The sequence below is a fragment of the Methylosinus sp. LW3 genome (genome assembly GCF_000527115.1).
Lineage (GTDB): Bacteria > Pseudomonadota > Alphaproteobacteria > Rhizobiales > Beijerinckiaceae > Methylosinus.
Genome location: NZ_AZUO01000001.1, coordinates 394,994 through 415,015, shown reverse-complemented (window position 1 = coordinate 415,015; position 20,022 = coordinate 394,994). Strand labels below are relative to the sequence as shown.

Genomic DNA, 20,022 nt, shown 5'->3' with positions numbered 1-20,022 from the left:
TCCCGCGGCGTCGCCGCTCGGCGTCTCCTCACCCATGGCGTCGCAACGCAAGATCATCCACATCGACATGGACGCTTTCTATGCGTCGGTCGAACAGCGCGACGATCCGCGATTGCGCGGACGGCCGGTCGCCGTCGGCTCGCCGCGCGAGCGCGGCGTCGTGGCGGCGGCGAGCTATGAGGCGCGCGCTTTCGGCGTGCGCTCGGCCATGCCTTCCGTCACAGCGAGCAGGCGATGTCCCGATCTCCTCTTCGTTCCGCCGCGCTTCGACGTCTATCGCGAGGTGTCGCGGCGCATTCGCGCGATCTTCCTCGATTACACGCCGCTGGTCGAGCCGCTCTCGCTCGACGAGGCCTATCTCGACGTCACCGAAAATCGCAAGAAGATCGCCTCCGCGACGCATATCGCCGAGGAGATAAGAGCGCGCATTCGCGAGGAGACTCGGCTGACCGCCTCGGCGGGCGTCTCCTACAACAAATTTTTGGCCAAGCTCGCGTCCGACCAGAACAAGCCGAATGGTCTCTTCGTCATCACGCCGGACAGAGGCGCGGAATTCGTCGCCACGCTGCCGATCGGCAAGTTTCACGGAGTCGGGCCGGCGACGGCGAAGAAGATGAATGCGCTCGGCATAGAGACGGGGCTCGATCTGCGCGCCAAGCCCCTGCCCTTTCTGCAGCGGCATTTCGGCAAATCGGGAAGCTATTTTTACGGCATCGCGCGCGGCGTCGACGATCGTCCAGTACGGCCAGACCGCATTCGCAAATCGATCGGTGCGGAAGTGACCTTCGCGCATGATCTCGTCGCGCTCGAGGAAGCGATCGCCGCTCTCGCGCCCATCGTCGCGCGCGTCGCCGCCCATTGCGAGGGGGCGGGCATAGAGGGACGCACGGTGACGCTCAAAGTCAAATATGCGGATTTTCAGCAGATCACGCGGCGCAGCACCGGCGCCGCGCCGATCGCCTCGCGCGCCGCGCTGGAAGCCTGCGCGCTGGCGCTGCTGCGCCCGCTGTTTCCGTCAGAGAAAGGCGTGCGCCTGCTCGGCGTCACGCTCTCCTCGCTCGCGCCCGCGGGTGGAAGCGACGATCCGCAGATGAGCTTGGGGGTGTGAAGTCACCAGCGAATAGCGAATAGCGAGTAGCAGGCAGCGAGCTGTCTATTCGCTACTCGCTACTCGCTACTCGCCAACCTCTATTCGCCCCTCACGGCGCGGTCCAGGGATAGGTCCAAGTCTCCGTCAACGTCAGCGGGCCGGCCTTGAGGAAGGCGCGAATATCCGCCGTCTGGCCGGATTTCACCGCTATGTCGAACATCACGCGCATGCCGTCTATGTGCGGATTGGCGGCGACGCTCGAGCGGATGACCGTGCCATTGGTCGCCGAGGCGACGACTTCCACCTGCGAAGGATCATTGACGTAATAAGCGAGATCGCCGCCGGCGAAATCGACGATGAAGCGATGCGCGCCCGGAGTCACCGCCTCGCCCGAGCCGAGCGCCCGCGCCGGCGCCTCGAATGTGTTCACCGCGCGGCCATTGGGAGAGAGCCGCGGCAGATCGAGCAGCGAGGTGATGCGATAGGCGTAGGAGAAGGGCTTGCCGATCTCGAGCGGCTGCGCGCCGACCCAGGCCGCGACGATATTGTCATTGGTCTCGTCGAGCGTCGGCAGCTCCAGCAGCTCGACGGCGCCCTCGCCCCATGACCCTTGCGGCTCGATGAAATAGCTCGGCCGCCGCTCATAGGCGAGGTCGATGTCCTGATAGGTCTCGAAGTTGCGGTCGCGCTGCAGAAGGCCGAAGCCGCGAATATTGGGATCGGAGAAGGACGTCAGCCGCGCGATCGGCGCATTGGCGAGCGGGCGCCAGAGCCATTCCTTCGACTCGCCATGGACGAGCAGCCCGTCCGAATCATGCAGCTCGGTGCGGAAGCCGTCGCGCATGCGGCGGTCGTTCTCGCCGGTGAGATACATTGAGGTGAGCGGCGCGAGGCCGAATTTCGCCTTGCGACGCGGGAAGATGGTCGCCTGCACGTCGATCGTGCTGTCCTGGCCGGTCGTCAGATCGAAGCGATAGGCGCCGGTCGCCGCCTCGCCGTCGAGCAGCGCATAGAAGGTGACGCGATTGCTGCCCGGCTGCGGCGTCTCGATCCAGAACTCGCGGAAGAAGGGGAAGACTTCCGTATTGTCGCCGCAGTCGACGCAGAGCGCGCGCGCCGAGAGGCCGTAGCGCTGGCCGCGGCCGAGAAAGCGGAAATAGCTCGCGCCGAGGAAGGAGATCACCTCGTCGTGCACATGCGGATCATTGAGCGGGAAATGCAGGCGGAAGCCGGCGAAGCCGATGTTGATCGGCAGCGTCCGCTCGAATTTGTTGCGGCCATAGTCGAACAGGGCCGCCGAATAGGGAATGGGCGTCGGAATGCCGTCCCTTATCGTGTTCACCGTCACCGGGCGCTTGTAGAGAAAGCCCAGATGGAAGGTGTGCAGCCGGAACGAGCCCGGAATATTGGAGAACAGCGCCTTTTCCGGACGGAAGCGAAGATCGCGGAAGGAGTCGAAGTCGAGCTTCGCCAATTCGTCCGGCAGCTGCGGCGGCGCCGCCTCGAAAGGCGCGCCGGCGAGGTCGCGGGCGCGGCGCGCCACGTCCTCGAGGCCGAAGCGCGGCTGCGTTCCGTTCTGCACGGATTGCGCGACGGCGCGTCCGAGCGGCGCGGCCTGAGCGCCCGCCGCGACCATCGCGCCGAGAAGCCGGCGGCGTGTGATGTCGATCATTTCAGTCGGTTTCCGGAAAAATTGAGCGACGAGCGGAAGCCCGTCTTCGGGTCGCAGACGAATCGGGGTCGCAGACGAATCGGGCGTTCTTGGGGACGCCGCCCCGTCTACGAGCGCGGCGCGCGTCGCCCGGCCCCGTCCGAGCTTCTGCCTATCCGGCTTTGGGCCGGGCTGCAAGACGGTGGAGCTATCACCCCGCGGAGGGCGCAAAATGGGCGAAAGGGCGACAAATTTCGCCGGCGGGCGAAAAAGCCCTTGCAGAGCCGGCGAAAGCGCGTATTTACGTTCTCGCCCACTTTCGCACGTGCCTGTGGTCGTGTGTCGGTCGATGGGGATCCGGACAAGAGGCCGGTCAACCATCGGAATAAAACCGGCAGCCGGAGGCGAAACCGGCGAACCTCGCCTGAGCGAGGGATCGCGACTTAAAGCAACGACGGACCGGGCTTTTTCGTCTCTGTCGACCCTCCAAAGGTCGGCGTACCGAAGAGGCTTGTCTTTCTTGCCGGGCGTGCGGAAAGGGAAAAATCCCCTTCCAAGCGATGGCTATTCGACACGGGATTCGATGTCCGTCTGGACATGCGAGTCCGCGTTTCGTCTAGCCGACGGCGCATCACCCGACCGTCCTGCGCTTCGCCGCGAGCGAAGCCGTGACGGTCATGGAACGCAGTCGTCTCGATGTTCAGCTCGCCTCCACAGCGTGCTGCGCAAACGACGTCGTGCATCCGATCGAAGCCCTTGGCCACTCCGCGGCGCTACATGCCGCGACTTCGTTGGGGATGCCGCAAATGACGGATCGTATTCGCGAATTTTTGGAGGCCCGTCGTCGCGCCGGACGCGATGTCGGCCCCTGCCTCGTCGTCGACCTCGAGGTCGTGCGCGACAATTACACGAGCTTCGCCAAGGCGCTGCCGGACACGCGCGTTTTCTACGCGGTGAAGGCCAATCCGGCGCCGGAAGTGCTCTCGCTGCTCGCTTCGCTCGGCTCCTGCTTCGACACGGCCTCCGTTGTCGAGATCGAGCAGGCCATGGCCGCCGGCGCGACGCCGGATCGCATCAGCTTCGGCAACACGATCAAGAAGGAGCGTGATATCGCCCGCGCCTATGCGCTGGGCGTGCGCCTCTTCGCGGTCGATTGCGAGGCGGAGGTCGAGAAGATCGCCCGCTCCGCGCCGGGCTCCAAGGTCTTCTGCCGCATTCTCTGCGACGGCAGCGGCGCCGAATGGCCGCTGTCGCGCAAATTCGGCTGCACGCCGGATATGGCGCCGCGCGTCCTCGAGCACGCTCATCGCCTCGGCCTTGTCGCCTATGGCGTGTCCTTCCATGTCGGCTCGCAGCAGGGCAATCCGAACATGTGGGACGGCGCGCTGAAGTCGGCCTCGTCGATCTTCCGCGATCTCGCCGAGCGCGGCATTCAGCTGCAGATGGTCAATCTCGGCGGCGGATTTCCGACCCGTTACCTCAAGAATGTGCCGGCGGTGAAGGCCTATGGCCAGGCGATCTTCCGGGCGTTGTCGAAGCATTTCGGCAATCGCATTCCCGAGACGATCATCGAGCCGGGCCGCGGCATGGTCGGCAACGCCGGCGTGATCGAGGCCGAGGTCGTGCTGGTGTCGAAGAAGTCCCGTGAGGACGAGGTCCGCTGGGTCTATCTCGACATCGGCAAGTTCAACGGTCTCGCCGAGACGACCGACGAGATGATCCGCTATCCGATCCGCACCGAGGCGGACGGCTCCGCGACCGCGCCTTGCGTCATCGCCGGGCCGAGCTGCGATTCGGTGGACGTGCTGTATGAGAAGGAGCCCTACCTCCTGCCCATCAGCCTGGAGATCGGCTCGAAAGTGCTGATCGAGGGAACCGGCGCCTATACGACGACCTATTCGTCGGTGGGCTTCAACGGCTTCCCGCCGCTCGAATCCTTCGTCATCTGACGCCTGCGGGCCGCGAGCCTTCTGGCTCGCAGCCGCCCCGCCCAAAATTACCTGTCCCGTTCGGCGGGCGCGCAGCGATGCGCGCCAGGCGCGAGGGTCGTCCGTCCTCGAAGGGAGGAACCGATGGCCTTTGAACTTTCTCATCATGAGATCCGGTCGCTCGGCTTTACGCGCAACAGCGTGATTGCGGAAGCGAGCCTCGAGGCGCGCCGTCCCGTCTGCGCGATCGCGGAAGAAACCCCGGAAGACATTGCCGCGCGCGAGGCTCTGCTCGACGCGGCCTTCGGCCCGGCGCGCTTTCTGAAGACTTGCGAGCGGCTTCGCGAAGGCCGCATGCCGGCGCGCGGGCTCGCGCTGGTCTGCAAGGACGAGGACCGGCTCGTCGCCACAATGCGCATGTGGGCGATCTTCGCCGGGCCGGGGCGCCCGGCGCTGCTGCTCGGCCCGCTCGCGGTGGCGCGCGACTATCGCTCGTTGGGGCTCGGCGCCGCCATGATAGAGGCGGGCCTCGCGCGCGCGGCAGCCCGCAATCATCGCGCGGTTCTGCTCGTCGGCGACGCGCCCTATTATGCGCGCTTCGGCTTCGAGACGCGTTTCACCGAAGGGCTGACAATGCCCGGCCCCGTCGAGCGCGAGCGTTTTCTCGGCCTCGAGCTGACGAAGGGCGCGCTGACCGGCGCGGCCGGCCGAGTGTCTGGAGCCGGCCTGCCCATCCGGGCGGCTGCCCCGGCCATGATCGGCGAGCTGGCGCGCGCGGCGTGAGGTCGCGCGCCGGACCGCGTAGGCAAGCGCGGGCGGCCTTTGCCGGGGAGCCGCGCGCCGAACCGGCGCCGGACATTCGATAAAAGCAAAACGCCCGAAGTCTCGCGACTTCGGGCGTTTTGAATTTGGTCAGGCTTCGGCGGGGAGAGGCGAGCCCGCCTCCACGGCGCTAAGCGGCGGTCAGTGCGCCAGCGACTTCACATCCGCAATGCCGGCGGAGACGAAATCGGTTCCGGCGACGCCCTTGCGCAGCACGGCCTCGGCGACCTTCACCGCGGCGTCGGCGGCGCTGGCGCGCACCTCTGCGGCGGCCTGAGCCTCGGCCTGGGCGATCTTGTCCTCCACCTGCTTGGTGCGGCGGGTGATATAATCCTCGAGGCGCTGGCGCGCTTCGGTCGCCAGCAGATCGGCCTCGCTCTTGGCCTGAGCGACGATCGCCTTGGCCTCTTCCTCGGCCTCCTCGCGCTTCTTCTCGAAAGAGGCGAGCAGGCTCTCGGCCTCGCTGCGCAGGCGCTCGGCCTCGGCGAGCTCGCTCTTGATCCGGATCACGCGCGAATCGAGCGCGGCTCCGAGCTTCTTATGCGCGCCCACATAGAGGAGCAGGCAGACGAAAATGCCGAAGCCGATGGCGACGAAAACTTCCGCGTCGAAATGCATGGCTCGACCTCTCAGCTCGCCTTGATGTTACGGTATTCGCCTTGCAGCGTCTCGGCGGCGAAGCGGGCGCCCGTCAGCTTCTCGAGGATCGCGCCGGCGGCTTCGGTGGCGATCGTCTCGACATTGGACAGCGCCTCGGATTTGGCGGCGAGAATCTGCGTCTCGGCGGCGGCGACCTTCTCGGCGAAGGCGGCCTCCTCGCTGGCGCGACGCGTGGCGGTCTCGGTGGCCGCCTGCTGCTGGGCGGCGCGGCCGATATCCTGCGCCTGCGCCTTGGTGACGCGCAAGGTCTCGTCATGCGCGGCGGCGGCTTCCTGCGCCTTCTCCTGCAGCTCGCGCGAGGCGATGAGATCGCTCTCGATGCGGCTCTCGCGGTCGTGCAGAATGGAGCCGATGCGCGGCAATGCGATGCGCGACATGAGAAGATAGAGAAGTCCGAAGGTCAGCGCCAGCCAGACGAGCTGCGGAACGAAATTCTCCGTCTGGAAGGGCGGAAACTCGCCTCCACCGTGATGCTCGACGCTCGTTTGCGTCGTGCTCGGCTCATGGGCTCCATGCGGCGCCGCCTCTTCGGCGGCGAGAACGATATTCGCCATGACGGCTTCAAAGCCTCTTGTCTGGATGGGAGACGACAAAGGCTCGGGACGCGTCCCGAGCCTTCGTTCATACGGCCTCAGGCCTTGAGATAGAGCAGGATCGCGATCAGGAACGCGAAGATGCCGAGACCTTCGGCCAGCGCCGCGCCGATGATGGCGTTGGTGAACTGAGCCGCAGCGGCCGACGGATTGCGCAGAGCGCCATTGAGATAGTTGCCGAAGATGATCGCGACGCCGATCGCGGCGGCGCCCGTTCCGATGGCGGCGAGACCAGCGCCGATCGGGCCGTAGACGGAAACATCAGCCATTGTTAACTCCTGCTCTTTTTTAGGCGGGCGACCATTTATTGTTCAAATATTTATCAGTGGCCCGGGTGGATCGCGTCATTGAGATAGACGCAAGTGAGGACGGTGAAGACGAACGCCTGAAGGCAGTTGACCAGCAGCTCCAGGGCGTAGAGCACGACGACGCCGAGCACAGGAACCGGCGCGAGCGCCGCCCAGGAGCCGGCGCCGAGAAGCATCACCGCGAGACCGCCGAACACGGCGAGCGTGATATGGCCCGCGAGAATGTTGGCGAAGAGACGAACGGAGAGCGACACGGGCCGCGACAGGAAGGAGATGATCTCGATCGGGATCAGAATGACCAGCACCGGCCCCGGAACGCCATGCGGCACGAACAGCCGCAGAAAGCCGAAGCCGTGGCGATAGAGCCCGTAGAGGATCACCAGAAGGAGAACGAAGGCCGCGAAGGCGAAGGTGAGGACGATCTGGCTCGACAGCGAATAGGTGTAGGGGACGAGGCCGATCAGATTCGACATCAGAATGAAGGTGAACAGCGTGAAGACGAAGGGGAAGAAGCGCATCCCTTCCTTGCCCGCCGTAGAGCGCACCGTATTGGCCACGAATTCGTAGAGAACCTCGGCGAGCGCCTGTCCACGACCCGGCACCAGCGCGCGCTTGGACGTCGCGAATATGGTGAGGATGATGGCCGCGGAAGCGGCGAGAAGCATGTAGAGCGAGGCGTTGGTGAAGGAGACGTCGACGCCATTGATGAAGTAAGGCGCAATACGCTGGAGCTCGAACTGCTCGGTAGGATTCATCGCTCGATCCGGACGGCGCCCGGCCCTTCATCTCCGCGGCGCCGAGGGAGTCGGGCCGCCTGTTTCATTCGCCGCCTCGCGCGTCTTTCGGCGCAACGAAGCGAAACACATTGTAGAAGCCCGCAGCGACGCCGAGCCCCAGAAACAGGATCAGCAGCCACGGCCCGGTGCCGAACCAGCGATCCGCCTGCCATCCGATCAGCGTGCCGACGAGAATCGCGGCGACGAATTCGGACAGCACGGTGAAACCCGCGCTCAGCGCCTTTCCGAACGACCCGCCGACAGGCAATCCGCCGCCAGTCTCGGCGCGTCGCTCCTCTTCCTTGCTGCCGAGCTCGGCCTGGAGCCTCTCCAGCCTCGCGCGCAGCTCGCGGTCGCTCTCGTTCTTGTCCGTTGTCATCGGCTCTCCTCCTCGCGCAAAAGCTTTAGAGCGCGCGCGAGCAGCATAGATGATTGCCGAAGAAACGCCCGGACAGGGGCGACGGAAGGGATTTCGACGCGACGCGATATCGGCCGGGCGGCCAAGTCGTTCGAGCCGCGCGCAACATATGGGCAGCGCCATTTCGTGTCAAGCCGCAGCCCCCGCCGCGAATCGCCCGGAAAACCAGGGTTTTTCCGCGATTGTCCATTTCTTGCGCAGACTCCTTTTCGCGGTTGCGAGATGGTCCGCAGCCGCAATGCGAGAAAGCCGCCCCGTCGCCGCGCCCCGCGGCCCCGCGAGGAACGGCTCGCTTTCCCTCGTCGAGGGAGCATGCTGGGGACGGAAAGCCGCCCGAAGGATCCGACGGGCCGGCAGGCGCCCGCGCTCTTCCGTAGCGAGGCGCGGAGAGGTAAGGTCCGCATAAATGCATTGATTTCATCGCGCTATCAAAAATTTTCAGTGGCGTCGGAGGCGCCGTTCTGGCGTCATCTTCACGAACGATCCTCGCTTTTGCGCGATGATGCGGATGGCGGACATATGACCGAGCTGCGGAACTTCGATCTCAATCTCCTCGTCGCCTTCAATTTTCTGATGGAGGAGCGCAATGTGTCGCGCGCGGCGCAGAAGATGTTCATCACCCAATCGGCAATGAGCCATGTGCTGCAGCGATTGCGGCAGCAGCTCGACGATCCGGTGCTGGTGAAGACGCCGCAGGGCATGAAGCCGACGCAGCGCGCGCTCGCCCTGGTGGAGCCGGTCGCTTCCATCTTGAACGAGGTCGAGCAGGTGATCCGCGGCTCGAAGGAGTTTTCGCCGGCGACGACGCAGCGGCGCTTCACGATCGCGACGAATGATTACGTCGAGTTCTGCCTGCTGCCGCCGCTGATGAAATCGGTGAGCCGGCAGGCGCCCAATGTGGAGATTCATCTGGTGCAGACCTCCGGCTCGCTGCGCGAGGCGGCGGACGCCGGCGATGTCGATCTCGTCATCGGCTTCGACGTGATCCTGGATTCGACGCCCTATGTCCGGCGCGAGCGGCTCTACACGGATCGCATCGTCGCGCTGGTGCGCCGCGACCATCCTGATTTTCCGACCGATGAGCCGACGCTCGAGCAATTCGTCGCGGCGCGACATATGCTGATGTCGCGGCGCGAGGCGGGCACGGGAATCATCGACGACTGGCTGGAGCGCCGCGGTCTCGCGCGCAAGGTCTCGCTCGTCGTGCCGAATTTTCTATCTGCGCCCTGGATCGTGGCGAGCAGCGATCTCGTCTTCTCATTGCCGCTGCGCATCGCCGAGCATTTCGTGCGTCTCGCGCCGCTGCGAATATTGGAGATACCGATCGAGTTCCCGACCTATGATCTCTTGATGGTCTGGCACTCGCTGCAAGATCGCGAGCCGGCGCACGCATGGCTGCGGCGCGAAATCGTCGATATTTGCCGCGGCGTCGTGGAGCCGCCGGTCGAGGAGACGCCGCGGCCGGCGCGCGCAAAGGGCCGAGAGCCTGCGTGAAGAATGCGCTCGCCACTCATCATAGGGTTTCCATCTGATTCTTCGCTCGAAAAAGCGACGACCGCACAGCCGTCATTGCGAGCGAAGCGAAGCAATCCAGAGCCGTGGGGCGGTTCTGGATTGCTTCGTCGCTCCGCTCCTCGCAATGACGACCATGCGGGAATGCGTGGCATTCACGCGGAAACCGTAGCACGCCTTCGCAAAAGCCCTCTTCCGCGCAGCGGGGGAGGGCCGGGGAGAGGGCCTCAGCGCGAGAATTTCTTATATTTCAGCCGATGCGGAATGACGCTGTCGATTCCGAGGCGACGCTTCTTGTCCTCCTCGTAATCGGCGAAATTGCCCTCGAACCACTCCACATGCGAATCGCCCTCGAAGGCGAGCATATGAGTGGCGATGCGATCGAGGAAGAAGCGGTCATGCGAGATGATGACCGCGCAGCCGGCGTAATCGACCAGCGCTTCTTCCAGCGCGCGCAGCGTGTCGACGTCGAGATCGTTGGTCGGCTCGTCGAGCAGCAGAACATTGGCGCCCTGCTTCAAAATCTTGGCGAGATGCACGCGGTTGCGCTCGCCGCCGGAGAGCATGCCGACCTTCTTCTGCTGGTCGGTTCCCTTGAAGTTGAAGGCGCCGCAATAGGCGCGCGAGTTGATCTCGCGCTTGCCGAGATAGATGATGTCATTGCCGCCGGAAATCTCTTCCCACACGGTCTTCTTGTCCTCGAGCGCGTCGCGCGATTGGTCGACATAGCCGAGCTGCACGCTGTCGCCGACCGTGATGGAGCCTTTGTCCGGCTTCTCCTGGCCCGTGATCATGCGGAACAAGGTCGTCTTGCCGGCGCCGTTGGGGCCGATCACGCCGACGATGCCGCCCGGCGGCAGCTTGAAGGAGAGATCGTCGATCAAGAGATGATCGCCGAAGCCCTTCGACAAATGATCGAAGGCGATGACATTGTCGCCGAGGCGCTCGGCCACCGGAATGACGATCTGCGCCGTCGTCGGCGCCTTCTCATTCTGCTTGGCGACGAGATCCTCATAGCGCTGGATACGCGCCTTGGACTTGGCCTGGCGCGCCTTGGGCGAGGCGGCGATCCACTCGCTCTCCGCCTCGAGGGCGCGCTGGCGGGCCTTGTCCTCGCTGTTCTCCTGCGCGAGGCGCTTCTGCTTCTGCTTCAGCCAGCTGGTGTAATTGCCTTCGTAGGGAATGCCGCGGCCGCGATCGAGCTCGAGAATCCAGCCGGTCACATTGTCGAGGAAGTAGCGGTCATGGGTGACGATGAGGATCGCGCCCGGATAATTGCGCAAATGTCCCTCGAGCCAGTTCACCGTCTCGGCGTCGAGATGGTTGGTCGGCTCGTCGAGCAGCAGCATTTCCGGCTGCTCGAGCAGCAGGCGGCACAGCGCCACGCGGCGCCGCTCGCCGCCGGAAAGCTTGGTGACGTCGGCGTCGTCGGCCGCGCAGCCGAGCGCCTCCATGGCCTGATCCACCTGGCTGTCGAGATCCCAGAGGCCCTTGGCCTCGATCTCGTCCTGCAGGCGGGTCATCTCGTCGGCGGTCTCGTCGGAATAATTCACCGCGAGATCATTGTAGCGATCGAGAATGGCCTTCTTGTCGGCGACGCCGAGCATCACATTGCCGCGCACGTCGAGCTCTGGATCGAGCTGCGGCTCCTGCGGCAGATAGCCGACGCGCGCGCCTTCGGCGACGAAGCCCTCGCCGGTATACTCCTTGTCCATGCCGCCCATGATGCGCAGCAATGTCGATTTACCGGCGCCGTTGACGCCGAGAACGCCGATCTTCGCGTCCGGGTAGAAGGACAAATGGACATTGTCGAGGACCTTCTTGCCGCCCGGATAGGTCTTGGTTAGACCCTGCATATGATAGATGAACTGCCGCGCCATGGGTGATCGGTCCCGCTAGAGAAAAATGCTCGGCGCGATGTTTAGCGCCTTTTGGGCGGAAGTGAAAACCGGCTTTTTGCGTGAGGGCCGGCGTGGTCGCGGAAGGCCCGTACGTCGCCGGAAGTTGACAGCGGCGGGGCTTTTCCGCCAGAGGTTGCCCGTCTCCAACGAGAGCGGGCTCATGCGCGTCTTCGTGACCGGCACGGCCGGATTCATCGGCTTCCATCTCGCACAGCGCCTGCTCGAGCTCGGCCACAGGGTCGACGGCTTCGACGGGCTCACGCCTTATTACGATGTGACGCTGAAAGAGGCGCGCCACGCCCGGCTCTCAGGCTTCGAAGCGTTTCGCCCCCATATCGCCATGCTCGAGGATATGGAGGCGCTGACCCGCGCCGTCACGGCGGCGGAGCCGGAGGTCATCGTCCATCTCGCGGCGCAGGCGGGCGTTCGCTACAGCCTCGAGAACCCGCGCGCCTATGTGGACGCCAATCTCGTCGGCGGCTTCAATGTTCTCGAGCTGGCGCGGCTGCAGGGCGTTCGCCATCTGCTGATGGCCTCCACCAGCTCCGTCTATGGCGGCAATCAGGACGTGCCCTTTTTGGAGAGCGAGCGCGCCGATTTTCCGCTGACGCTCTATGCGGCGACGAAAAAGGCCAATGAGGCGATGGCGCATTCCTATGCGCATCTGTGGTCCATTCCGACGACCATGTTCCGCTTCTTCACCGTCTACGGCCCCTGGGGCCGGCCGGATATGGCGCTGTTCAAATTCGTCGACGCCATCGAGAAGGGCCGGCCGATCGACATCTACAATCACGGCAAGATGCAGCGCGATTTCACCTATGTCGGCGATCTCGTCGAGGCGATCCTGCGCCTCGTCGACCGCGCGCCGCAGATCGGCGCGGACGCATCCGTCTCGCCGGTCGCCCCGTTCCGCATCGTCAACATCGGGCGCGGCGAGCCCGTGGGCCTGCTCGATTTCATCGAGGCGATCGAGCGCAAATTGGGCAAGACGGCGGTCCGCAACTATCTCGAGATGCAGAAGGGCGACGCCCCCCGCACCTTCGCCGATTGCTCGCTGCTCGAGCGGCTGACCGGCTTTCGCCCGCAGACCTCGGTGGAGGAGGGCGTCTCGGCCTTCGTCGACTGGTATCGCGCCTATTATGACGCCGCCTGACGCCGGAGCCGTGAGCAATCCTTAACCATCTGTCTGAGACAAGACCGTAACCGCCGCGCGGGGGCGATTCGCGCCCTTTCGGCGCGGCCTTGGGCCTCGTTTCGGAGAGCGTTTCATGGCCTTGGCTTGCACTTCAGGTCTCGATACCGGCTTCGTCGAGCTCGGCTATGCGAAAGTGGCGGCGCTCGGCGTCGTGCAGGGCATCACCGAGCTTCTCCCCATTTCCTCCACGGCGCATATGCGGATCGTGCCGGCGCTGCTCGGCTGGAAGGACCCGGGCTCGGCCTTCTCGGCCGCCATGCAGCTCGCCGCTTTGGCCGCCGTGGTCAGCTATTTCTGGAAGGATATTCGCGGGATCGCCTTCGGCTCCGTCCATGCGGCGCTGCGGCGCGATTTCAGCGATTGGAACTTCCGCTTCCTCATATGGATCGTCCTCGCCACCATCCCCATCGGCCTCGCCGGCATCGCGCTGTCCGGCGTGCTGAACGCCTGCGGCTCGCCGCTGCGCTCGCTGCCGGTCATCGGCATCTCCTGCATCGTCATGGCGGCGCTGCTCGCCATCGCCGAGCTCTATTGCAACCACTCCCGCACGCTGGACCATGTGAGCCTGAAGGATGCCCTGGTCGTCGGCTTCGCCCAGGTGGGCGCGCTGGTGCCGGGCGTCTCGCGCTCCGGCTCCACCTTGACCGCGGCCCTGTTCCTAGACCTCAAGCGCGAGCAGGCGGCGCAATTCTCCTTCCTGCTCGGCCTGCCGGCCATCACCCTCGCCGGCCTCAAGGAGCTCTATGAGCTGCACAAGGCGCATCTCGACGGCCATGGCTGGTCGGTGCTGGCGGTCGGCCTCGTCGTCGCCTCCGTTTCGGCCTTCGCGGCCATATGGGGACTGATGCGTTTTCTGGAGCGTTTCTCCACCTGGCCCTTCGTCGTCTACCGGGCCTTCATCGGCGTGGTTCTGCTCGTGGGCGCCGCCACCGGCCTATTGTCTTGAGCCGCAAGGGAGGCGGCGCCGATTCGGTCATTTCGGCGCCGCGATCTTTTATTTTTGTTCGCTTTGTCGGCGCCCGGCTCTTGCCCAAACAGGCCCTCGGGACCTAACATCGGAGCCATGGTCGAGACCACCACCCTCATTCGCCATGCTGGACCCGGCGACGCCGAGGCGATCACGCATGTGCACGACGCCTCCTGGCGGGACGCCTATCGCGGCGTCATTCCGGGCGGGGAGCTCGAGCGCATGATCGCCCGCCGCGGGCCGCAATGGTGGGCGCGGGCGATCGTGCGGGGCAGCGGCATTCTGGTGCTGGAGTTCGACCAGGACGTCGTCGGCTACGTCACCTACGGCCGCAATCGCGTGCCCTCCATGCCTTACTCGGGCGAGATCTTCGAGATCTATCTGCTGCCCGAATATCAGGGCCTCGGCTTCGGCCGACGCCTGTTCAACGCCGCGCGGCAGGAGCTCGCCGCGCATGGCTATCTCTCCACCATCGTCTGGGCCTTGGCCGATAATGACAAGGCTCTCGCCTTTTATCGCCGGCTCGGCGGCCTCACCGTCCGCCGCGCGGAAGAGCGCTTCGGCGAAGACATGTTGGCGCGCGTCGCCTTCGGATTCGTCTCCGCGCCCGTCCGCTGACTTTTCCCACTGTCAGGAGCTGCTAGATGCGTCTCGACGCCATTGAAATCGGCGCGAATCCTCCATTCGAAGTCAATGTCGTGATCGAAGTGCCGCTCGGCGGCGAGCCGATCAAATATGAGCTCGACAAAGCCTCGGGAACGCTCGTCGTCGACCGATTCCTCTATACGTCGATGCGCTATCCCGGCAATTACGGCTTCATCCCGCACACTCTGTCGGAAGATGGCGACCCCTGCGACGTGCTGGTCGCCAATACGCGGCCGATCGCGCCCGGCGCGCTGATCGCCGTGCGCCCGATCGGCGTGCTCTACATGCGCGACGAGGCCGGCGGCGACGAGAAGATCATCGCCGTGCCCGCGCCCAAGCTGACCAAGCGCTACGACAAGGTGCAGAACTACACCGACCTGCCGGAGATCACGACTCGGCAGATCGAGCATTTCTTCGCCCATTACAAGGACCTGGAGCCCGGCAAATGGGTCGAGGCGGCCGGCTGGGGCGACGCGGAAGCGGCCCACAAGATCATCAATGAAGCGATCGCGCGGGCGAAAAAGGGCGAATAGAGAGTAGCGAATAGCGAGTAGCAAAAACTATTCGCTACTCGCTATTTCGCTATTCGCTCACCCCTTCGGCGCCGGCGGCGTGCGCGAGATTATCCCCTTGCGCATGGCGTCCGGCCGATCCTTCTTCGGCACCAGGCCGGTTTCCGACGCCGTGTAGCGGCGCGCCGCTTCGATGAGATCGTCCACATCGGCGACATTGTCGAAATCGCCCAGCACATAGGTCCACTTGCCGCGGGCGGCCATGGCCACCGTGCAGGGGCGCGAGCACACGCCGAGACATTCCACCGGCTCCGCCGCGACGATCGCGCGATCCTCCGCGGTGAGGCGCGCGCCGAGCGCCTCGAGCAGCGCATGGCCCGGACGCACCTCCGGATCATCCTTGGCTCGGCAGACAGTGCACACATAGACCGTCGTTTCCGGCTCGCTCACCTGACCTCCTTCGCCGCTCACTTCGGCGGCTCATATTTGCACTGCGCCCCGCCGCCGGCCTTTTGCGCCACCTCATCCGGATCGACCGTGCAGTCGAGAGCGGACGCCGCAGCATAAATCGTTCCGGCTGCGCCGTCGGGCGGCACGCCCACTTCCAGCAGCGTCGCGAATATCTCATGCGCGAGGCGGCCGGAGAGCTGGACCTTCTTCTGGCCGAACGTCAGCTCGCATGCATGCTGCGTAATGTCCACATTGCTCGCGCGGCAGCTGATCGAATCGACGACCACTTCTATCGTCTTGCCCTTGGGAAAAGCGACCTTCGCATGTCCGTCGGCGAGCTTGCCGAGCGCCGCCTTCTCGGCGGGCTTCACCGCCGGCGAATGCTTGCCGGCGAGGGCGGCGAGCGACAAGGCGCCGGCGCCGTCCGTCGTGGAGGCGGCGAGGGCGGCGCCATCGGCCGCGAGAATGAAAAGAGCGGTCGCGAAAATCCGTTTCATGCGCAATTCCTTCCGAGCTTCGCGCCCTGCGCGCGAGGGGCGGAGAATTGCGGCATGCGGGGCCGAAATCATGGCGCGAAGGCGGCGAAGCTCAGGCGAGCGCGCCACGGCTCTCGATCAGATCGCGCCGCTCGGAGGGCAGAGTGGGCTCGCGCTCGCCGCCGCAACATTCGATCGACAGACGCGCGACATTCTCAATGGTGACGTCGCGCGTCTCCGTGCGCACGCCGATCTCGCGCAGCTTGGCGAAAGCGCGCGACAATGTCTCCTGCTTGACGCCGAGCCGCGCGGCGATGAGCCGCTTGTCATAAGGCAAGCGCAGGCTGCAGCTTTCGACATTCGGCGGACACAGCGTTAGCAGGAAGCGTGCGAGCCGCTGCTCGGCGGTCTGGCCTTTGAGCGATTCGATCTCGCCGATCAGCCCGCCCAATTTGCGCGCGGTCTCCTCGATCACCGCCGATGCGAGCGAAGGGGATTCACGCAGCATGAAACGAAATCGCGGCGCGGAGAGCTTTATGAGCTGCGCCGGTCCAACTGCTTCCGCGCCGACGCGATAGCTCTCGCCGTCCGGGCTCAGCGCCTCGAAGAGAGTCTCGCCGATATTGCAGATATTGATGAGAGTCTCGTCGCCGCAGGAGGCGGTGCGCATCAGCTTCACGAATCCGTCGAGCACAATCGCCACGTGAAGCGCGTGATCGCCTTGACGAAAAATCGTCTGACCATCTTCGAATTGTTCTAATTTCGCATCGCGGGTGAGCCGCTGCATCGACTGCGCATCGACAGTCGCAAACATCGGCACGCCTCTAAGAGACGGCGGCTCCAGCATTAGCGCGCTCCCGCGGTCGCCGACTTTTCCGCGCAAATCGGCGCGTTCATCGGTCATTGTACGCAATCTATCGCGAAGCTTCCCCCTGGGAAAGCGCTCGCTCTTGGACAGGAAGTCGCATGAAGCGCGCGCTCCGCCTCCGCGAGCGCTCGTAAAAAGCAGCGATCCGCCTTTGATTTCTGGACTTTTCGTGATTTGCGCGGCGCTGCATGAAAAAGAGAGAGCGCGGAGTCTCGGCATTATTGCGCAGACGCCGAGCCCCGCGAGATTCAATCGCCTAAGTATTTTTTGCAGCGATGAGCGATATTTTTTTCGGCGGATCGCGCTCGAGCAGGAAGATCGCCTGCGCGCCGAAGAGATTCCACACCCACCAAGGCGCGTTCACGCGGATGGGCGCGCCGGCGTGATCCAGCGCCGCGCCGCGTTCGATATGCGCCCCCAGCGCTTCGACGAGATCGACGAAATCCCTGATCGTGCAGAGATGTATGTTGGGCGTGTCGTACCAGGCGTGCGCCAGCGTCGTGGTCTGCGGCATGCGGCCTTTCGCCAGCAGCGACAGCCGCACTTTCCAATGTCCGAAATTGGGGAAGGACACGATCGCGCGCCGGCCGATTCGCAGCATGTCGACCAGCACCTGACGCGGATGATGCGTCGCCTGCAGCGTCTGCGACAGAATCACATAATCGAATCCGTCGGTCGGATAGTCGCGCAGATCGGTGTCGGCGTCGCCTTGAATCACCGACAAGCCTTTGGCCACGCAATCATTGACGCCGCGCTGCGACAATTCCACGCCGCGTCCGTCCACCTGCTTGGTCTCGGCCAGCAATTTCAGCAGCGCGCCATCGCCGCAGCCGACGTCGAGCACGCGGCTGCCCGGCGCGACCATCGCCGCGACGGCGGCGAGATCGAGACGAACGGGGCGTTCCTGCGCGCTCTGAGGAAAGATGGGAGCGTTCATCGGCTAAGCCTCCTCGGCGCGCGGCAGGCCGCGCGCCGCAGCGGCCGCCTCCAGAAATCCGCGCGTCGTCGCGATGAAATCCGGCTCATAGACGAGAAATGCGTCATGGCCTTTGTCGCTGTCGATCTCGACGAAGGAGACCGAGGCGCCGCCGGCGTTGAGCGCATGCACGATGGCGCGCGAAGCGGAGGTCGGATAGAGCCAGTCGGTGTTGAAGGAGACGACGCAAAAGCGCGTCGTCGTGCCCTTGAACGCCTGCGCCAGCGAGCCGCCGTAATCGGCCGCGAGATCGAAATAATCGCAGGCGCGCGTGACATAGAGATAGGAGTTGGCGTCGAAGCGATCGACGAAGGCCATGCCCTGGTGACGCAGATAATTCTCGATCTGAAAATCCGCGTCGAAGGAGAAGGTCGGCGCCGCGCGATCCTGCAGCTTGCGGCCGAACTTGCGTTGCAGAGCCGGCTCCGAGAGATAGGTGATATGCGCGGCCATGCGCGCGACGGCGAGGCCCTTCTCCGGCCGCACGCCCTGCTCCAGATAACGCCCGCCGCGCCAATCGGGATCGGCCATCACCGCCTGCCGGCCGACCTCGTGAAACGCGATATTCTGCGACGAATGCTTGGGCGCGGTGGCGATCGGCATGGCGGAGAAGACGCGCTCGGGATAGCTCGCCGCCCATTGCAGAACCTGCATGCCGCCCATGGAGCCGCCGGCGACGCAGAAGAGCTGGTCTATCCCGAGGTGATCGATCAGCATCGCCTGCGCGCGCACCATGTCGCGAATGGTGACGACCGGAAAATCGAGGCCATAGGCGTGGCCCGTCGTGGGATTGATCGAGGACGGACCCGATGTGCCGAGGCAGCCGCCGACGACATTGGAGCTGACGATGAAATAGCGCTCCGTGTCGAAGGGCTTGCCGGGGCCGACCATCACATCCCACCAGCCGGGCTTGCCGGTCAGCGGATGCACATTGGCGGCGTGCTGGTCGCCGGTCAGCGCATGGCACAGCAGAATGGCGTTGGAACGCTGGGCGTTCAGCTCGCCATAGGTCTGATAAGCGATCGTCAAAGGCGCGACGCAGCCGCCCCCATCGGTGAGGAGCGGCCGGTCCAGCGGGAACTCGACGATGCGCCCATTGAGCGGGTCCGAAGAGGACAACGTCTCTATGGCTGGAAGCGCATTGGCCAAATTCTTCTCTCCTGTTCGATATGCCGAACAATTTGTTCGGCAACATCGGCGGCCGGGAGGAGAGTGTCAAGGCCTTGGGCGTCTCCGGCAATCGTCTTAGGCCCGCCTCTGCAGCCTCTCACCGCGCCGCGGGCTTGGGCGGGCCGGCGAAGGCCTGGGGCGGCAGGCCGGGGTCGAAATGAACCGCCGCCGCCCGTGTCTCCACCGGCTTTGTTTCCATCGGCTTGGCCGGCTCGCTGTAGCGGCGAACCTCGGTCGTCGTCTCCTCATGGCGATGGAGAGGCCGCGCCTTGGCTTTATGGACCGGCGGCCGCTTCGCCGGACCAGCGATGCTCGCCACCGTCGCCGGCGCTGCGGGACGCTCCCCAGCGGCGGGCAGAGGCGTGGGCGTATCGACGCCGCTGCGGGCGGCGTCGACGACGCGCTCCACATTGGCGGCCTCGGTGGCGCGCAGCCGCGCGAACCATTCGGCGAATTGCTGCTCGCTGACGCCCTTGCGGCAGAGGCGCATGCGGATCGAGGCGGGAATCTCGTCGCCCCGGACGATGGTCGTAGCGGCGGCGTCCGGGCGGGCCACGGCGCGCAAATCATCGACCCATTGCCAGGCGAAGGCGCAGCGCGTCCCTTCCGGTCCCGGCCCCACGGCGAGGCCGAAGGGTCCGAGCTCATTATGCAGCGGCTTGGCGACGATACGCATGCGCGTCGTCGGAAAGCGCAGCGCCAGCTCCTGGCGCACGCCGACCTCGGTCGGCCTGCCCATTGGGATCTCGCCCTCATGGCCGCTCCCGGCGGCCGCCGCGCGAATGTCGATGGTCAGCTCGTTCCAGCCCTTGCCCATGAGGGCGCGGTCGAGCGCGACGCTCTGACGCCAGCCATTGGCGTAGCGGCGCTCCTCGAGGCCGCCGCGCACGCGCGCCTCGGCCGGCAGCGCCAGAATGGAGGCCGCGCCGCTGCGCGCCTCGACGCCCTGCGCCGGCGGCGGTCCGGCGGTGGCGCCGGTCGGCGTCGTATCGACGGCGAGAATGCCGCGCGTCGGGGAGCAGGCGGAAAGGCCGAGCGCGAGCAGCAGCAGCGGGGGCGAATGTCTCGAGAAATGGCTCATGACGAAATCTCCGAAAAACGAAT

21 protein-coding genes are annotated in these 20,022 nt (G+C 65.0%); 8 read left to right on the top strand and 13 right to left on the bottom strand.

The window, feature by feature from the left end; genetic code table 11:
- Positions 1-34 precede the first annotated feature (34 nt).
- Positions 35-1,108: a DNA polymerase IV gene (gene dinB / locus METLW3_RS0102020; protein ID WP_024878341.1), complete on the top strand. Its 1,074-nt coding sequence runs from the start codon at positions 35-37 to the stop codon at positions 1,106-1,108.
- A 91-nt stretch (positions 1,109-1,199) separates the two neighbouring features.
- On the opposite strand, the gene METLW3_RS0102015 is transcribed toward dinB, so the two are convergent.
- The gene (locus METLW3_RS0102015) at positions 1,200-2,762 is read right to left on the bottom strand and encodes a glucan biosynthesis protein G (protein ID WP_024878340.1); all 1,563 of its coding nucleotides are present in this window, start codon (positions 2,760-2,762) and stop codon (positions 1,200-1,202) included.
- A 785-nt stretch (positions 2,763-3,547) separates the two neighbouring features.
- Between METLW3_RS0102015 and METLW3_RS0102010 the strand changes: the two genes are divergently transcribed.
- Together METLW3_RS0102010 and METLW3_RS0102005 are read left to right on the top strand one after the other, a co-directional pair.
- Positions 3,548-4,690: a type III PLP-dependent enzyme gene (locus METLW3_RS0102010; protein WP_024878339.1), complete on the top strand. Its 1,143-nt coding sequence runs from the start codon at positions 3,548-3,550 to the stop codon at positions 4,688-4,690.
- Positions 4,691-4,813: 123 nt separating this feature from the next.
- Entirely contained in the window at positions 4,814-5,452 is a 639-nt protein-coding gene (locus METLW3_RS0102005) for an N-acetyltransferase (RefSeq protein ID WP_024878338.1), read from the top strand.
- 180 nt (positions 5,453-5,632) lie between these two features.
- Here METLW3_RS0102005 and METLW3_RS0102000 read toward each other — a convergent pair whose 3' ends face one another.
- From METLW3_RS0102000 to METLW3_RS0101980, 5 genes are all read right to left on the bottom strand, one after another.
- A complete protein-coding gene (locus METLW3_RS0102000; RefSeq protein ID WP_024878337.1) occupies positions 5,633-6,109 on the bottom strand; it encodes an ATP F0F1 synthase subunit B in 477 nt (158 codons plus the stop codon).
- Positions 6,110-6,120: 11 nt separating this feature from the next.
- Positions 6,121-6,705 carry an ATPase gene (locus tag METLW3_RS0101995; protein ID WP_024878336.1) on the bottom strand — a complete coding sequence of 195 codons (585 nt, stop codon included), beginning with the start codon at positions 6,703-6,705 and terminating at the stop codon, positions 6,121-6,123.
- A 77-nt stretch (positions 6,706-6,782) separates the two neighbouring features.
- Positions 6,783-7,013, bottom strand: coding sequence for a F0F1 ATP synthase subunit C (locus tag METLW3_RS0101990; RefSeq protein WP_018267102.1), 231 nt, complete (start codon positions 7,011-7,013; stop codon positions 6,783-6,785).
- Positions 7,014-7,066: 53 nt separating this feature from the next.
- Positions 7,067-7,807 (bottom strand): F0F1 ATP synthase subunit A, encoded by a 741-nt coding sequence (locus METLW3_RS0101985; RefSeq protein ID WP_024878335.1) that lies wholly within the window; start codon positions 7,805-7,807, stop codon positions 7,067-7,069.
- A gap of 64 nt (positions 7,808-7,871) precedes the next feature.
- Positions 7,872-8,207: an AtpZ/AtpI family protein gene (locus METLW3_RS0101980; protein ID WP_024878334.1), complete on the bottom strand. Its 336-nt coding sequence runs from the start codon at positions 8,205-8,207 to the stop codon at positions 7,872-7,874.
- 558 nt (positions 8,208-8,765) lie between these two features.
- Here METLW3_RS0101980 and METLW3_RS0101970 point away from each other — a divergent pair.
- The gene (locus tag METLW3_RS0101970) at positions 8,766-9,740 is read left to right on the top strand and encodes a LysR family transcriptional regulator (RefSeq protein WP_024878332.1); all 975 of its coding nucleotides are present in this window, start codon (positions 8,766-8,768) and stop codon (positions 9,738-9,740) included.
- A gap of 245 nt (positions 9,741-9,985) precedes the next feature.
- Here METLW3_RS0101970 and ettA read toward each other — a convergent pair whose 3' ends face one another.
- Positions 9,986-11,638 (bottom strand): energy-dependent translational throttle protein EttA, encoded by a 1,653-nt coding sequence (gene ettA, locus METLW3_RS0101965; RefSeq protein WP_024878331.1) that lies wholly within the window; start codon positions 11,636-11,638, stop codon positions 9,986-9,988.
- Between the two features lie 181 nt (positions 11,639-11,819).
- On the opposite strand from ettA, the gene METLW3_RS0101960 reads away from it, so the two are divergent.
- The 4 genes from METLW3_RS0101960 to ppa all read left to right on the top strand — a co-directional run bounded on the left by METLW3_RS0101960 (position 11,820) and on the right by ppa (position 14,999).
- Positions 11,820-12,812: an NAD-dependent epimerase/dehydratase family protein gene (locus tag METLW3_RS0101960; protein WP_024878330.1), complete on the top strand. Its 993-nt coding sequence runs from the start codon at positions 11,820-11,822 to the stop codon at positions 12,810-12,812.
- 115 nt (positions 12,813-12,927) lie between these two features.
- A complete protein-coding gene (locus METLW3_RS0101955) occupies positions 12,928-13,800 on the top strand; it encodes an undecaprenyl-diphosphate phosphatase (protein ID WP_024878329.1) in 873 nt (290 codons plus the stop codon).
- Between the two features lie 117 nt (positions 13,801-13,917).
- Complete coding sequence (locus tag METLW3_RS0101950; protein WP_024878328.1) at positions 13,918-14,439, top strand: GNAT family N-acetyltransferase; 522 nt, start codon at positions 13,918-13,920, stop codon at positions 14,437-14,439.
- Positions 14,440-14,465: 26 nt separating this feature from the next.
- On the top strand, positions 14,466-14,999 hold the full coding sequence (ppa, locus tag METLW3_RS0101945; RefSeq protein ID WP_024878327.1) for an inorganic diphosphatase: 534 nt from the start codon (positions 14,466-14,468) through the stop codon (positions 14,997-14,999).
- Between the two features lie 57 nt (positions 15,000-15,056).
- On the opposite strand, the gene METLW3_RS0101940 is transcribed toward ppa, so the two are convergent.
- From METLW3_RS0101940 to bcsN, 6 genes are all read right to left on the bottom strand, one after another.
- Entirely contained in the window at positions 15,057-15,428 is a 372-nt protein-coding gene (locus METLW3_RS0101940) for a DUF1636 domain-containing protein (RefSeq protein ID WP_024878326.1), read from the bottom strand.
- 17 nt (positions 15,429-15,445) lie between these two features.
- On the bottom strand, positions 15,446-15,925 hold the full coding sequence (locus tag METLW3_RS0101935; protein ID WP_036309167.1) for a hypothetical protein: 480 nt from the start codon (positions 15,923-15,925) through the stop codon (positions 15,446-15,448).
- A 91-nt stretch (positions 15,926-16,016) separates the two neighbouring features.
- Entirely contained in the window at positions 16,017-16,691 is a 675-nt protein-coding gene (locus METLW3_RS0101930; protein ID WP_280949443.1) for a cyclic nucleotide-binding domain-containing protein, read from the bottom strand.
- Between the two features lie 337 nt (positions 16,692-17,028).
- Entirely contained in the window at positions 17,029-17,709 is a 681-nt protein-coding gene (metW, locus tag METLW3_RS0101925; RefSeq protein WP_024878323.1) for a methionine biosynthesis protein MetW, read from the bottom strand.
- Between the two features lie 3 nt (positions 17,710-17,712).
- Positions 17,713-18,876, bottom strand: coding sequence for a homoserine O-acetyltransferase (locus METLW3_RS0101920; protein WP_245267427.1), 1,164 nt, complete (start codon positions 18,874-18,876; stop codon positions 17,713-17,715).
- 139 nt (positions 18,877-19,015) lie between these two features.
- Positions 19,016-19,999 (bottom strand): cellulose biosynthesis protein BcsN, encoded by a 984-nt coding sequence (gene bcsN / locus METLW3_RS0101915; RefSeq protein WP_024878321.1) that lies wholly within the window; start codon positions 19,997-19,999, stop codon positions 19,016-19,018.
- Between the last annotated feature and the right edge of the window lie 23 nt (positions 20,000-20,022).